At 57.9% G+C, this 14,813-nt stretch carries 14 protein-coding genes; 4 read left to right on the top strand and 10 right to left on the bottom strand.

All coding sequences use genetic code 11. The annotated features are described in order from the left end of the window. Nucleotides 1-24 precede the first annotated feature (24 nt). Complete coding sequence (locus EYS42_RS15460) at nt 25-441, top strand: YidB family protein (RefSeq protein WP_130969096.1); 417 nt, start codon at nt 25-27, stop codon at nt 439-441. Nucleotides 442-484: 43 nt separating this feature from the next. On the opposite strand, the gene EYS42_RS15455 is transcribed toward EYS42_RS15460, so the two are convergent. Continuing rightward, nucleotides 485-886, bottom strand: coding sequence for a VOC family protein (locus EYS42_RS15455; RefSeq protein ID WP_130969095.1), 402 nt, complete (start codon nt 884-886; stop codon nt 485-487). A gap of 111 nt (nt 887-997) precedes the next feature. Here EYS42_RS15455 and EYS42_RS15450 point away from each other — a divergent pair, with 111 nt between their 5' ends. After that, a complete protein-coding gene (locus tag EYS42_RS15450) occupies nt 998-1,345 on the top strand; it encodes a cupin domain-containing protein (RefSeq protein ID WP_130969094.1) in 348 nt (115 codons plus the stop codon). Between the two features lie 87 nt (nt 1,346-1,432). On the opposite strand, the gene EYS42_RS15445 is transcribed toward EYS42_RS15450, so the two are convergent. After that, a complete protein-coding gene (locus EYS42_RS15445; RefSeq protein WP_130969093.1) occupies nt 1,433-1,663 on the bottom strand; it encodes a type II toxin-antitoxin system Phd/YefM family antitoxin in 231 nt (76 codons plus the stop codon). Nucleotides 1,664-1,826: 163 nt separating this feature from the next. On the opposite strand from EYS42_RS15445, the gene EYS42_RS15440 reads away from it, so the two are divergent. Continuing rightward, a complete protein-coding gene (locus EYS42_RS15440) occupies nt 1,827-2,093 on the top strand; it encodes a helix-turn-helix domain-containing protein (protein WP_130969092.1) in 267 nt (88 codons plus the stop codon). Nucleotides 2,094-2,099: 6 nt separating this feature from the next. Then, the gene (locus tag EYS42_RS15435) at nt 2,100-2,474 is read left to right on the top strand and encodes a lecithin retinol acyltransferase family protein (RefSeq protein WP_130969091.1); all 375 of its coding nucleotides are present in this window, start codon (nt 2,100-2,102) and stop codon (nt 2,472-2,474) included. 139 nt (nt 2,475-2,613) lie between these two features. Here the strand turns inward: EYS42_RS15435 and EYS42_RS15430 are convergent, their stop codons facing one another. The 8 genes from EYS42_RS15430 to dnaA form a co-directional block, all read right to left on the bottom strand. After that, entirely contained in the window at nt 2,614-4,467 is a 1,854-nt protein-coding gene (locus tag EYS42_RS15430; protein ID WP_130969090.1) for a DUF3732 domain-containing protein, read from the bottom strand. Further along, a complete protein-coding gene (locus EYS42_RS15425; protein ID WP_130969089.1) occupies nt 4,464-4,913 on the bottom strand; it encodes a three component ABC system middle component in 450 nt (149 codons plus the stop codon). Before EYS42_RS15425 ends, EYS42_RS15430 begins: the two co-directional genes overlap by 4 nt. Further along, nucleotides 4,910-6,124: a hypothetical protein gene (locus tag EYS42_RS15420; RefSeq protein WP_130969088.1), complete on the bottom strand. Its 1,215-nt coding sequence runs from the start codon at nt 6,122-6,124 to the stop codon at nt 4,910-4,912. The genes EYS42_RS15425 and EYS42_RS15420 overlap by 4 nt, the downstream gene beginning before the upstream one ends. A 547-nt stretch (nt 6,125-6,671) precedes the next feature. Continuing rightward, the gene (gyrB, locus tag EYS42_RS15415) at nt 6,672-9,191 is read right to left on the bottom strand and encodes a DNA topoisomerase (ATP-hydrolyzing) subunit B (protein ID WP_130969087.1); all 2,520 of its coding nucleotides are present in this window, start codon (nt 9,189-9,191) and stop codon (nt 6,672-6,674) included. Between the two features lie 121 nt (nt 9,192-9,312). Then, on the bottom strand, nt 9,313-10,209 hold the full coding sequence (locus tag EYS42_RS15410) for a hypothetical protein (RefSeq protein ID WP_130969086.1): 897 nt from the start codon (nt 10,207-10,209) through the stop codon (nt 9,313-9,315). A 123-nt stretch (nt 10,210-10,332) separates the two neighbouring features. After that, complete coding sequence (locus tag EYS42_RS15405) at nt 10,333-11,034, bottom strand: PEP-CTERM sorting domain-containing protein (protein WP_165456823.1); 702 nt, start codon at nt 11,032-11,034, stop codon at nt 10,333-10,335. Nucleotides 11,035-11,433: 399 nt separating this feature from the next. After that, nucleotides 11,434-12,555, bottom strand: coding sequence for a DNA polymerase III subunit beta (dnaN, locus tag EYS42_RS15400; protein WP_130969084.1), 1,122 nt, complete (start codon nt 12,553-12,555; stop codon nt 11,434-11,436). A gap of 303 nt (nt 12,556-12,858) precedes the next feature. Beyond that, the gene (gene dnaA, locus EYS42_RS15395) at nt 12,859-14,562 is read right to left on the bottom strand and encodes a chromosomal replication initiator protein DnaA (protein ID WP_130969083.1); all 1,704 of its coding nucleotides are present in this window, start codon (nt 14,560-14,562) and stop codon (nt 12,859-12,861) included. Nucleotides 14,563-14,813: the final 251 nt, after the last annotated feature.

The raw sequence follows: 14,813 nt of genomic DNA, 5'->3' as shown, positions 1-14,813 counted from the left end.
ATCACAGTGATGAAAGGGAACACCATGGGACTTTTCGACTCGATCGCCGGCCAGGTGCTGGGCCAACTCACCCAGGGCAATGAAGGCGTGGGCGGATTCATGCAGGCTGTCGGTGGCCTGATCAACAACCACCCTGGGGGCCTGCAGGGGCTGGTGCAGGCCTTTGAACAACAAGGCCTGGGCGGTGTGGTGGCCTCTTGGGTGGGCACCGGCCAGAACCTGCCGATCTCGGGCGAGCAGATCCAGGCCGTGCTGGGCAACCAGCAGGTGGCCGCCATCGCCCAGAGCCTGGGCTTTTCACCGCAGGAAGCCTCGGCCAAGCTGGCCGAGTTCCTGCCTCAGGTGGTGGACAAGCTCACCCCCACTGGCCAGTTACCGCAAGGCGGTGGCGTGGATGTGGCCAGCGTGCTGGGCGGGCTGCTCGGTGGCCTGAAAGGCTGACACGCTGACTGGCACAAGGGTCTCACGCCCCGTGCCCACTCGCTCAGCCGCCTGACTTCACTCGGTGCAGGGCGCACAGCTTGTGGCCGTCCGGGTCACGGACATAGGCCAGGTACATGGCGCCCAGCGCGCCCTCACGCAGCCCAGGCGGCTCTTCGATGGAGGTGCCACCGTGGGCCACGGCCGTGTCGTGGAAGGCACGCACCTGCTCGGGCGACGCGCACTTGAAGCCGATCGTGGCGCCATTGGCCACGGTGGCCGGCTCGCCATTGATGGGCTCGACCACGCTGAAGGTGTTGCCCTCATGGCGGTAGAAGATGCGGGTGTGGCCCGTGGCGTTCTGGTTGGGCATGCCCGCCGGGGCACCCAGCACGGCCAGCACCGCGTCGTAAAAGCGCTTCGAACGCTCGATGTCGTTGGTGCCCACCATGATGTGACTGAACATCGGTGTGTCTCCTGTGCAAAGCCAAAAGGAAGTTGACTCTAACGCACGCGCCTGCGTTGAAGGGTTGGCATTGAGCTTGCACGCACTGCACCACATCCTTGGAGCAGCCCCATGTCTCAACGCGTTTTCCGAGTGGCCGATCACCTCCAGCCCAGCGATGGCGAACCCATTCGCTCGGTGGTGCATCAAACAGGTGACGCGGTGGTCGTCGCATGGACGGTCAAGCCAGGGCAGCGCATCCACCCGCATGTGCACCCGGAAGGGCAGGACACCTGGACGGTGATCTCGGGCACTGGCGAGTACCAGGTCGATGCCTCGGGCCAGACGGTGACGATCTCGGCCGGAGACATCGCCATCGCGCCCACCGGGGCGGTGCATGGCCTGCTGAACACCGGGGCTCAGGACTTCGTGTTCGTCTCGGTGGTGTGCCCCGAACTGGCGGGCTTTGAGCCGCTTTGAGTGGCGTGGGGTACCTGCCGCCTGCTGATGCGAGCTGGTTTGGCGGACGTCAAGCAACTCCAGGGTGTCCAGGCAAGCTGGGGCGATTCACAAGCTGGAAGCCTTGGGCGCTTCAAAATCAAACGCCGCATCGGGTTGGGCTAGCAAGTCAACGATGCTGGTGTGTACCCCCGTGAGCGCGTGGTACTGCTCGATGGTCAGCAAGACGTGCGCCGGACGCCCGCGGTCCGTGATGAACACGGGGCCGTGTTGCGCGGCTTTCCTGGCCTTGCTGGCGTCTTGGTTGAACTCACGGCTGCTGAGGGTGGTGATGGCCATGGTGGCATCTCCCGAGATGGTTTGGAGGTACGTTACGACAAACAAGCTGCAGGGTGAATCGCCCCGTCAATCCGATTGCTTGCCCAGCACAGCTCAGTCCATGAGCTACAAGTACTGCGCCGATGATTAAGCGTAGGCTTACCTTTTGGCTTATAATCTTCTAATGGACAAGGAACAAATCGCCGCACTTCGCAAGTCTCTCGGGCTTTCACAAGCAGAGTTCGGACAACTGTTTGACGCTCATTCCATGACAGTGAGCAAGTGGGAGAGGGGTGTACTTGTCCCCAGCGCATATCAGCACGCTCTGCTCCAACAGTTCAAGCGTACGGCTGATGTGAAGGAAGAAAAGGCCAAGCAAGAACTGAAGAACCTGCTGATCGGAGCGGGTGTTGTAGCAGCTCTGGTTTGGCTTCTCAATGCAGGAAAGTAAAACCAAATGACGTTCATCAATCCAGGGGTGATCTGTGAGATCACAAGGCCCAAACTGTCAGGCATCGGCGAACACGCAGGTGTCTTCTTGCCCAATGGACAAGTTGTCCACCATGGCCAGGGGGGGCCGCGTATCGATACACTTGAAGCGTTTTCCCAAGGCAGGCCTATCAAGGTGGTACGGACAACGGATCGGAGCAAGCAATGGGAGATCTTCCAGCGAATCCAATCGTCGCTAAGCCGCCCTCCGGCCTACCGGCTCTTTGATAATAACTGCGAACATTTTGTCAGCGAAATCCTTGGGGAGAAAAAGGAAAGTCGACAAATCAATAGCCTCGCGATTGTTGGAATCATATTCGCCGGCCTCGCTGCATTTCGCTAAAATACGTGTTTGAGCTTAGTTTTGGAAGATAGCTAGGCGACAAGTCGCTAGCCACCCAGAGATCTCTTGAACAAGCTCGGTAAAGTCCCACCCAACACGACACCCTTATAGGTAAGCCTTGCAAGGCCTCAGGCCGCGACTAAGCAGGGGAAATATCGCCTGCACCCTCGAGAATTAGTCCATAACTGTCGCGGAGCTCCCTATCGACAAGATGGAACCTGTCCAAGTTCAACGACGTCCAGTGTTCCTTGCCGATATGTTCTAACAATATGATCTGAAATCCACCGTGTTTGTCCATGTCAATCACGAACTGGTTTAATTCCATTAAAACTTTGTCCAAGCTACGAATGTCATCGTTGGGCTTGCCGTCACTTGCAAAGTAGGGCGTGCTGACTTGGTCGAGCACCAAGAAAGACGGAACCCATGGGATTTGCCTTGTCTTGGCGATCTCATGTATTGCAAGAAAATATGAAACGTGGAGATAGAGGTAGTTTGATGCACTTCCCACGTCCGGCATTTTTTCTACCGTAGCAAAATCAGGGGAATGCAGGTGTATCAATTTCTCTTTTTCACTAAAGAAAGCAGAGAAATTGTTATAGCCCTTCAGAGGTAGTTTTACGAGTCGCTTGTTAATCAAACGATTCAGTTCCTGCTTCGTTAAATCGCTCTTTTCCTCGTTCTGACCGACTATTCTTTGAAGGTCGGCAATCGAATCGTCGAGGTCGTCCTTTGTGGCCTGAACTAGTGGGGCCTCATCTTGACGGTAAACATCGAGCTTCGCTTCAAGTCGCCCTAAATATCTATAGTAAACGTTAGGATTGTATCGAATAGGCCGCCTTGTCTCCATTGAGGCCAACTCTTCTCTAAGAGTTTGAATCTTATTTTCGTTCTGTGTATGAATGTCTTTTACTTCGTCAAGGAACGGAAAACTCTTGCGACTACGCAATGCCGATTTTATTTCAGAGAGCTCGCGCTGTAAACGGGCAATGACTTCGTTGGCGAGCCTGGATGGAAATATATTCTCAGACTGCGAATTGAATACGTTGACGGGCTTAAGGGCGTCCTCTGTATCCTTCAACGCACTAGAGTATGCTGGCTTGCCGTCGATGAACGCCTGCAACTGACGATTTTTTGCTGTCAACCTGAATATTTCACTTTCGATCCGCTCAACCTCCTGCTTGTGATCGTTTGGGATTGTCGGTGCTTGAACCAATTCGCGGAGTGCCACTATTCTGTCTTCATAAGATTCCGGAATGCGTTCAATCACACCCAAAGAATGGGCCTCGCTCGTCAGCTCTGCTACCTCCTCGGCAAAGGCATTTACAGATCTAGCGTACGAATCATTTTTTCTAGCCTGAATGGCTTTCTTGCGTTCCAGTTCAGCAAGCCGACTTCGTGACAGTGCCGTGTCCACATTTTCAGCCCCGATGGCCATTCGAAACGTGCGTTCAATAGCTTCCTGATAGCGGCCCACAGTCGGACGGATGTAAAGGTGGTCTGGCGCAACGATGGCACTTTGGTCTTGATAGCTATATGCGAGGAAGTTTCGGAAAGAAACCTTCGATCCTGCCTGTATATATTTACCGCCGTAAGGAACCCGCAATTCGGTATCGATGCCAAATGCACCGCTCAGAACCTTTTTGAGATTATCGATTCGCACATTTAGTACGGGCAAAGGCGGGATGATGCCATCCTCGCTGAAATACGCCTGGTCAGTCGCACCGTTGCCTTCGGAAGGACGCGCGATGGCAATTTCCTTGCCATCTACGGATATTTTTATCCCATACCAGTCCACTTTTGAGTCAATGTTTGTCTTCGATATACCAGTTGTTTCACTTGCCAACAAGCAGTAATCAATAATGTATAGAATTGATGACTTACCTTTGCCTGAATCGCCTGTGATGACATTCACCCGATTTTGCAGAAAATCAAGCGTCCGTTTGATACCATTTTTTTGCCAAAGGATAACACTTGAAATCTGAATTTTACTCATAACTCAATCCTGAAAGTTTGATATAGGTCCTCGGTGGATTCACGGAGGATGAGCCCGAGCTTGGGGCCTGCTGCAAAAATATCTGATGCGATTTTCCCAATATCGGGGCTATCAGGAAATATCTGATTCTTTAGCACAAGGCAACCGTCCTCCAGTGACACCATCCCTAGTTCCTGGGCGAGAATTATGGTGTTTAGGGAAGTAACAGTCAGGTCCTCGTATCGTGCACGTACGGTGATATACGCAGCTGGGTTGGAAATGAGGAGATCCTTACTGCTCAACACGACACTGGTCTTTCTTTTCAGGACTGAGCGCACGGCTCTATCAAAAACCAAGGGCAAGATCAGCATCGCTTTGGCCAGGGTCAAACTTCTCCCATCTGAGTTTACTAACGCGCTTTGGATCGCGACCGTGCCGATTAATTCGTTTTGGGACACGCGATTCATTTTTTAAACCTACTTTGCCAGTTTTTTCGCCACCCAATGCGCGGAAGGTTGGATAACTTGATGTACTTTCCACAACTCAAATTTCTCGGAAGCTCTATATCACCTGCCTTCAAGGGACTGCGCATCGTTTGGTCATAGCAACCCTGTGATGCTTGCTGATGCGCGGCCTCATCATCTTCTTTTGTATTTCGGTGCGATTGGTTGTGTAGCAGTTGCCAGTCTGAAAAAGCTCTATTTTCCAGTCTAGTGTTCTCAGTCGCACTGAATGAGCCAGCATCCCGGAGCGATTCCATAAACTGCTCTGCCAACATCATTTCAACTCCCCGGTCAACGATTTCATCATCGCTAATGCCAATATCTTTGAGCTGGTGATGAAAATTGCTTGTACTAAAGGAGAGTTCATCCGGCCGTTGATAGCTGTAGTAGATATCCACGAATCTGTCGAAGTCAGCCGGTTCAGCTCGAGCGGATCTCACTATTCTGTCAAAGCCCATTTCAGTGTGGAAATCATCAAACGTGATGACAACCTTTTTGCCTTCTATTATTTTTGAGAATTTCGATTCCTTAAATGCGCCGATGACATGTTTCCTGGTGTCTTCTATGCGTGATGGTGGGATCGATAGCCGTCTCAGTTCGGAAGAGATTTTTGTGATGATGGAGGCATTATTGGGGTGAAACTCAAATCGTTTAAATACAAATTCGAGCTCTTCATCGGTGGACTGTGAGACATAGTTAACGTATTTCGCAAGTGGATTAGGGGATTCATCAACCCTCTTTTTCGATTCCACTTCGGAAATTTCTTTATCCGTCGTTCTTATGTGATCAAGGATCGCTTGAATGTTCTCGCGCGGGGCTTTCAACAAACTCACAAACTTTTGGTTATTGAGACTCTTGTTGGTGTAAAGCTGGAATGTCAGTGTCTGGCAAGGCGGCAGACCTGGAACTAGCTTGAGCCAGTTGTAAATGGTCTTCCAAAGGTCAATGTCTCGGTCGGTGACGTTGCCGGGATCAACTGAGTGCTTCACCTGTATGAGCAGAAGTTCTTTGATCGATGCATCCTCTGCCACAGTTTCTACATGGATGTCGTCGTGGAGCTCAAGGCCTAACGTTTGTCCCGGTCTGAGTTCGATCAGCTTTTCGATGTAAACGAAATCTTGGAATTCAAAACCAAGCGACGTTTTGTCCGCTGCTATCTTTTCTGAATGATTCATGTCGTTTACGTGCCACGGCTAAAGTCCGGTCCCATCCCGTTCTGCCGCGCGAGATGAACTTCCTCGGCGGATTCATTCGCATTCTACGAGTAGCGTTTAGCCACGGTAGCTTTACAAGCCCAACGATAACTCGTAATGGCTCGCTTTCAGCCGAGTTAACTTGCCACGTCCGTATCGCCAAAGAGTCGGAGCGAAGTCAATTCTGAGCCGCGCCATGTCGGACTTGATGCAATGCGCAGAGACACATTCGTACCGACTCTGCACGGCATTGAATTCCACAGTGCTTGCGAGCATCCTAGACGCTGGCATCGGTAACGGTCAGCCTAGAACAACCAGGAGTGGGAACTAAAGTTGGGCAGCCATCGGCCCATTCAGGGCAGGTCGTTCCAGTTCTGCTGAGGCCGCTTACAGACTCCGCTCACCAGCAAAAACGCCCGGGCGAACCGGGCGTTTCCATGTTCCGAACTTGTCGGAGCCTTTCACTATCTGTGTCAGCAGTTTTTCACCAACTTGGCACAGTTTTCACTTGTCGTGTCATCCGACAGCATCACGCGTCAATGTTCGTCGCCCTCAACGCATTGCTCTCGATGAAGTCCCGGCGTGGCTCCACCTCGTCACCCATCAGCATGGTGAACACGCGGTCGGCTTCGATGGCGTCTTCGATCTGCACGCGCAGCAGGCGGCGCACGTTCGGGTCCATCGTGGTCTCCCACAGCTGCTCGGGGTTCATTTCGCCCAGGCCCTTGTAGCGCTGGCGGCCCACGCTGTTTTCAGCCTGGGTGATCAACCAGGCCATGGCGGCGCGGAAATCGGCCACCTTGGCTTCCTTGGCCTTCTCGCCTTCACCACGGCGCACCACGGCCTCTTCGGTCAGCAGGCCCTTGAAGGTGATGCCGGCCGTGGCCAGGGCTTCGTAGTCGGCCCCATGCACAAAGTCGGGCGTGAGGATGCTGTACTTGGTGTTGCCGTGGAAGATGCGGCTGATGCGCAGGATGTGCTTGTCGGTGCGGGCGTCGAACTCGGCCGTGACTTCGGCATTGTGCAGCGCGGCCTTCAAGGCCACGGCGCTTTGTTCGGCAGCTTCCAGGCTGTCCAGGTTCAGGGTCAGGCCGTTCGCAATGGCGCGCAGGGCCTCGATGTCCATCCAGTTGCCCAGGCGCTCGACCACGCTGTTGGCCTTCACGTAGGCCGCGGCCAGTTCGCTGAGCTGCTCGCCGGTGATGGCGGGCTTGCCCTGGCCGGGTTCGACCACGGCGCCATCCAGCGCCACGCGGGTCAGGTAGTCGTCCAGCGCGTGGGCGTCTTTCAGGTACTGCTCTTGTTTGCCGTGCTTGACCTTGTACAGCGGCGGTTGCGCGATGTAGATGTGGCCGCGCTCGACCAGCTCCGGCATCTGGCGGAAGAAGAAGGTCAGCAGCAGGGTGCGGATGTGGGCGCCGTCCACGTCCGCGTCGGTCATGATGATGATGCGGTGGTAGCGCAGCTTGTCGGGGTTGAAGTCGTCGTTGCCGGCGCCTCGCCCGATGCCCGTGCCCAGCGCCGTGATCAGCGTGAGGATTTCGTTGCTGGTCAGCAGCTTCTCGTAGCGGGCTTTCTCGACGTTCAGGATCTTGCCGCGCAGCGGCAGGATGGCCTGGAACTTCCGGTCGCGGCCCTGCTTGGCCGAACCGCCTGCGGAGTCACCCTCCACGATGTAGATCTCGCACAGCGCCGGGTCTTTTTCCTGGCAGTCGGCCAGTTTGCCGGGCAGGCCCAGGCCGTCGAGCACGCCCTTGCGGCGCGTCATTTCGCGGGCCTTGCGGGCGGCTTCACGCGCGCGGGCGGCTTCCACGATCTTGCCGCAGATGATCTTGGCGTCGGTCGGGTTCTCGAGCAGCCAGTCGGTCAGCTTGCTGGCCACGATTTCTTCCACCGGGCCGCGCACTTCGCTGGACACCAGCTTGTCTTTCGTCTGGCTGCTGAACTTGGGCTCGGGCACCTTCACCGACACCACGCAGGCCAGGCCTTCGCGCATGTCGTCACCGGCGATGTCGACCTTGGCCTTCTTGGCCAGCTCGTTGTCTTCGATGTACTTGTTGATGACGCGGGTCATCGCGGCGCGCAGGCCGGTCAGGTGGGTGCCGCCGTCACGCTGCGGGATGTTGTTGGTGAAGCAGAGGACCGACTCGTTGAAGCTCTCGTTCCACTGCATCGACACTTCCACGCCGATGTTGGTGTTCTGCTCCGACATCTTGTCGCCCGTGGCGTGGAAGATGTTGGGGTGCAGGGTGTTTTTGCCCTTGTTGATGAACTCGACGAAGCCCTTGACGCCACCGGCGTAGGCGAAGTTGTCTTCCTTGTTGTTGCGCTCGTCGATCAGGCGGATCTTGACGCCGTTGTTCAGGAAGCTGAGTTCACGCAGGCGCTTGGCCAGGATCTCGTAGTGGTACTCGTTGTTCTCTTTGAAGATCTCGACGTCGGGCAGGAAGTGCACCTCGGTGCCGCGCTTGTCGGTGTCGCCAATGATCTTCATGGGGCTGACCTCGACCCCGTCGCGCATTTCCAGCACGCGGTCTTGCGGGATGCCCTGCTTGAACTCGATGAAGTGCACCTTGCCATCACGGCGCACCGTCAGGCGCAGCCACTTGGAGAGGCCGTTCACGCAGCTCACGCCCACGCCGTGCAGGCCGCCTGACACCTTGTAGCTGTTCTGGTTGAACTTGCCACCGGCGTGCAGCTCGGTCAGGGCGATTTCAGCGGCCGAGCGCTTGGGCTCGTGCTTGTCGTCCATCTTCACCCCGGTCGGGATGCCGCGGCCGTTGTCGACCACGCTGATGGAGTTGTCGGTGTGGATGGTCACGACGATGTCGTCGCAGTGGCCGGCCAGGGCTTCGTCGATCGAGTTGTCGACCACCTCGAACACCAGGTGGTGCAGGCCCGTGCCGTCGGACGTGTCACCGATGTACATGCCCGGGCGCTTGCGCACCGCCTCCAGGCCTTCCAGGATCTGGATGGAGCCTTCGCCGTAGCCGGTGTCTGCTGCGGATGCAGGTGGAACTGGCTGCTGATCGGGAGAGGTGTCGCTCATGAAGGGCCCTGGTGTGTACCGAAAACCGGAAAAGAAAGGGTCCTGAGGACAGTCCTCAAGACTCTGACATTTTATCCCGGTTGCACTGCGCCCTTGCCCGGGGCGTGAGACCCGGTTCGATTCAGCCGTTGGTGCGTTGCTTTTTGCGCTGATGGGCCACAGCCAGGGGCATCAGGGCAAGGCCCATCAGATAGAGGGCCCACTGAGAGGGCTCTGGCACCACGCCAGCCAGTGTCCGGATGCCCACGCCTGCCGATGCGGTGACTTCGAAACCCAGCAAGCCCTTCATGACACTGCCCTCGGCATTGTCCAGCCTCAGCGAAAAGCTTTCATCGATCAGGCCGATGCCAGAGGTGCTGCGTGCAAACACCACGTCGAGGTCTGGATCGCCCCACTCGACGCCCAAGCTGAGCATGACACGCCCGCCGCTGCCCACTTGGACCTGCTGGGTGTTCGTCGACGGCAACAATGTCTCGGCATCGTTGGTCGCCGACAGCAGGGCGCGCCCTTCCACGATCAGGGCCGTGTGGGGCGACATGGTCCAGGTTTGCACAGGCGCCGGGTTCATGGACAGGTAGCCCTTGGGGTAGCCCCGTGACACGATCGTGGCGCGGCCATCGGCACTGGCCACTGGGTAACGCTCGGGATACAACTGAACGGCTTCGCTGGCCTTCACGTTCGCAAAGGCGCTCAAGCCTTCGCTGTTGTACACGGCCATGTCGCCGTAGTCACCCACGGATTTTTCTCCATCCGCTGGCAACAGCGGGGTGAAACGTGCCTTGCTTCTGTTGATCGTTCGACCGAAAGACTGGTCAACCATCAGGTAGGCCTCATTGTTGGAGGCAAACGTGATGGACGGGTCGATCCCGTCATTTGGATCGAGATCGACCAGCCGGTACTGAAGGCCAAGGAGTTGGGCCGACGCCGCGGCCAGCACAGGCTCTTCGGCTGAAGCCGTGGCCAAGGCAGGCAAGAACGCAGCAAGAACGATCGAAAGTTGTGTGAAGCGATTTTTCATGGAAACCTGCCCTTTTTCCTTGGTCAACAGTGCTTGACCAGCTCTGAACAAGGCCAGTGTCAAACAGCCCCCGTTTAAGCCAAATCGGTGATTCCCATATCCCCCTCGGAAGGGGGTAAACCGTCAGGCATGAAGCAATCGGCGGCGGCGCACGGCCCAGGCCACCCCAGCCAAACCCAGCGCAAAGGTGGCCCAGGTGGCGGGTTCGGGCACCGCACGCACCAGCAAATGAATCTCGTTTCGCAGAGAAAACTTCAAGCTGCCCTCGTAAGCAAATGCACGGTTGTTGGTCATGGTCAAGCTGAGTGTCTGCTCGCTTGGCGACGCTCGCCCCGCACTGGTGAAATTGCCGAACGTGTCCAGACGGCTTTCCAGGTACTGGTTGTGACTGAACCTCACCGGCTGCTGGTCGACGATGCCTGCGTCAAGGACCACGGCAGAGACCGTTTGGGCAAAAAGATCACCGCCTGCTGGCAGGTTCAGGACACGTGTGTGCCCCTCGGTGCCGATCATGGGCAAGAGATTGGTGAGGAACTCGGTCTTGATCACAGCCGAAAAGGTCACCTCCGTGAAGGGATCCATCCTGAACTTCATCGCTTGAGCGGAAGGAAAGATGGCGGACGGCTGGTGCACGCCAACATTGGCGTAGCGATCCAGGTCGAGGTAGATGTCTCCCAACTGGTCGGCAGAAGTGCTCAGCTTGGCGGTTGAACTCACTTGGGCTGTTGCCAACACCTCGCTGAGCTCCGCTGCGCTGTAGGCGGCCCGCGCCGTGAAGTTGGCACCGGCCTTGGCAACTTCTGCATCGATCCCAGGCAGGGCCACGGTCTGGGGCCCTGTGCCAAACAAGGCGCCGTACTGAACCACTGTCGAGTCGTTGAACTTGGGTGTGACGGTGTAACCACTTCCAGGGGTTTGGACGTCACCCAGGTAAAACTTCAGGCCATCTGCAGCGGCAGGCAAGAAGCTGATGCCTGCGGGCTTGCCATCCGCCTCTGACAGGTCACGGACCTGATAGGTGAAGTCGGACATGGTGGTGCCGACACGGATGACATCAGCGGCCTGCACAGACGCCATCGAACAAGCAAAAACCACGCATGCGGTGCATGCAATGTGCCAGGTCATCACCACCTCCACTTTCTACATCAAACGTGCCATGTTCGATGGTGATGTGATACGTGTCCATCAGGGGTCACCCATGGGTGAGGACCCCTTGACCGAAGCTCAGATGCGCATTGGCATCACCACGTACTTGAAGCCCTCGAACTCGGGGTTGGTGATCAGCGCCGAGCTGTTGGCGTCGTGCAGGGACACGGTCACCATGTCCTGGCTCATGTTGGCCAGCACGTCCATCACGTAACCCACGTTGAAGCCGATCTCGAAGGTGTCGCCACCGTAGTCGATCTCGAGCTCTTCCTTGGCCTCTTCCTGCTCGGCGTTGCTCGAGGCAATGCTCAGCAGGCCAGGCGCGAAGTTCATGCGCACGCCCTTGAACTTTTCGCTGGTCAGGATGGCTGCGCGCTGCAGGCTGGCCAGCAAGGTGGTGCGGCCCAGGGTGATGTGGTGCTTGTGGTTCTTGGGGATGACGCGGTTGTAGTCGGGGAACTTGCCCTCGACCAGCTTGGTCACGAACTCCAGCTCACCGAAGCGGAACTTGGCCTGGTTGCCCGCGAACTGCATCTCGATGAGCTTTTCTTCCTCGCCCTTGCCGTCGTCCTTGAGCAGGCGCTGCAGCTCCAGCACGGTCTTGCGCGGCAGGATGACTTCCTGCTTGGGCATGTCGACTTCCAGCGTGGCCTGGGCCAGCGCCAGGCGGTGGCCATCGGTGGCCACCAGGGTCAGGCTGTTGCCCTCGGCCACGAACAGGATGCCGTTGAGGTAGTAACGGATGTCGTGCACCGCCATGGCGAAGTGCACCTGCCCGATCAGGCTCTTGAGGGTCTTCTGGGGCACGCTGAACGCGGGCCCGAAATCGGCCGCTTCCTGCACCAGGGGGAAATCTTCGGCCGGCAGGGTTTGCAGCACGAACTTCGACTTGCCGCCCTGCAGGGTCACCTTGTTCTGGTTGGCCGTCAGTGACACGACCTGGTCGCTGGGCAGGCTCTTGAGGATGTCGCCCAGCTTCTTGGCGCCCACGGTGGTGGCGTAGTCGGCTTCGTCGCCGCCCAGGTGAGCCGTGGTGCGGATCTGGATCTCCAGATCGCTGGAAATCAGCTCCAGGGCCGGGCCTTTCTTGCGCAGCAGCACATTGGCCAGGATGGGGAGGGTATGGCGTCTTTCAACGATGCCACTGACCGATTGCAAGGCCGAAAGGACTTTTTCCTGGGCTTCTTTCAACACAATCATTTCTGTCTTTCAGGGTGGTCGTTGTAGTAGAAGGCAGCACTTTTCTGTGAACAACGCTATTTTGTCTTGTTCTATCAATGCTTTAGGCCTTGGACAAGCCTGTGCACCACTGGGGTCGGGCAATTGGGGACAACAGACAACAACTTGGGATTTTCGCCGAGGGCTGTGGACAAGGGGGTGTTTGTCCTTTTTTTATGCACAGGGTTGTCCTGAAGGTTCAGGCGAAAAAAAGAGGCCTGGTGGCCTCTGGTGGGGTGGGAGGGGGCCTGACAGGCCCTGGGAAGGCTCTGGATCGGCCTGTGATCAGCCCTTGAGGGTCTGCTCCAGCACGTGCAGCTGCTGGTTCAGCTCGGTGTCCTTGCCGCGCTCGCCCATGATCTTGCGCACGGCGTGCAGCACGGTGGTGTGGTCGCGGCCCCCGAACAGCTCGCCGATCTCGGGCAGGCTTTTTTGCGTCAGTTCCTTGGCCAGGTACATGGCGATCTGACGCGGGCGGGCGATGCTGGCCGGGCGCTTCTTGCTGTACATGTCGGCCACCTTGATCTTGTAGAAGTCGGCGACCGTTTTCTGGATGTTTTCCACCGAGATCTGCCGGTTCTGGATGGACAGCAGGTCTTTCAGGCTTTCGCGCGCCAGGTGGATGGTGATTTCCTTGTGGCTGAACTTGGCAAAGGCCAGCACCTTGCGCAGGGCGCCTTCGAGCTCGCGCACGTTGGCGCGCACGTTCTTGGCCACGAAGAAGGCCACGTCTTCGGGCATCTCGATGCCTTCTTGCGCCGCCTTCTTGATCAGGATGGCCACGCGCATTTCGAGCTCGGGCGGCTCGATGGCCACTGTCAGGCCGGAGTCGAAGCGCGATGTGAGGCGTTCATCGATGTTGGCCAGACCTTTTGGGTAGGTGTCCGACGTCATGATGATGTGCGCCTTCTTGGCCAGCAGGGCTTCGAAGGCGTTGAAGAATTCTTCTTGCGTGCGGTCTTTGCCGGCGAAGAACTGCACGTCGTCGATCAGCAGCAGGTCGAGGCTGTGGTACTTGGCCTTGAGCTCGTCGAAGGTCTTGCGCTGGTAGTTCTTGACCACGTCGCTGATGAATTTTTCAGCGTGCAGGTACAGGATGCGGGCGTCGGGCTTGTCTTTGAGCAGCTGGTTGCCCACCGCGTTCATGAGGTGGGTCTTGCCCAGGCCCACGCCGCCGTAGATGAACAGCGGGTTGTACATGTGGCCGGGTGTGCCGGCCACGTGCAGCGCGGCGGTGCGTGCCATCTGGTTGGCGCGGCCCGGCACCAGGTTGTCGAAGGTCAGGGCCGAATTCAGGCCCATCACCTGCGGGGTGTCGCCACCGCGGCGCGGCTGGGCGTTGCCGCCCTGGCCGCCATTCAGGGGCGCATGCGCCTGACCAGTGTGCGGGGCCAGGTCGGCCAGCGTGATGGTGTGCGGGCCTGCGCTGGGCGGCAGCGGGTTGGGCGTGGGCTCGGTGTGGTCGGCCGGGCGCTGCAGAGCGCCTGGGCCCTGGCCCATGGCCCGGGCGGCCAGCGAGTTCGGGGGCAACGCCATGCCCCGCGAAGTGGCACCGGCCGCGGCAGCGCCGCCTGCACCGCCCGCACTGCCCACTGGTGGCCGCACCAGCCCTGCGGCGTTGGCCGGCATGACGCGGCCTGCCGACTGCGGGGGCAACATGGCACCGGGGGGGGCCAGCGTGGCAGCGGCACGCGCACCCTGGCTGATGTCCAGCCGGAAAGGCCCGCCGATCACGTCGGACAGCAGGGCTTCGAGGCGCGCGCTGTATTGCGTGCGCACCCAGTCGAGGATGAAGCGGTTGGGCGCCTTGAGCGTGACCAGCACCGTGCCTTCGTCGTCCAGGCTGACCTCGGCCGGCGGCAGGGGGCGGATCCAGGTGTTGTACTGCTGCTCGGGCAGTTCGGCCTGCAGGCGCTCGAGCGTCTGGATCCACAACGCGGCCAGGCCGGGGTCGGTGTCGTGGGCGATGCTGGGATCGACGGCGCTCATGGATTGTGGACAAGTGCTCGGGCGGGGGACGGATTCTAAGCCCGATCTGCCGGGTTGCCGACAGGTTATCCACAGAACTTTTTCAAGGCCATCCTGCTTCTGACCCATTGACGGATTGGCTGAATGCTGCTGTAATCGCATGTTCGACCCTGTATGGGCCTGCGGCAATCGTTTCGCGGGCTGACAAGATTCCCAACGACAACGTAGGCTGCTGAAGTCCGAGAGATCGGCCTGCTCCATGAACGGGCAGA

Origin of the sequence: Aquabacterium lacunae (assembly GCF_004310865.1) — a bacterium.
GTDB classification, from domain to species: domain Bacteria; phylum Pseudomonadota; class Gammaproteobacteria; order Burkholderiales; family Burkholderiaceae_C; genus Aquabacterium; species Aquabacterium lacunae.
This window is presented reverse-complemented; position numbering and strand designations above follow the sequence as displayed.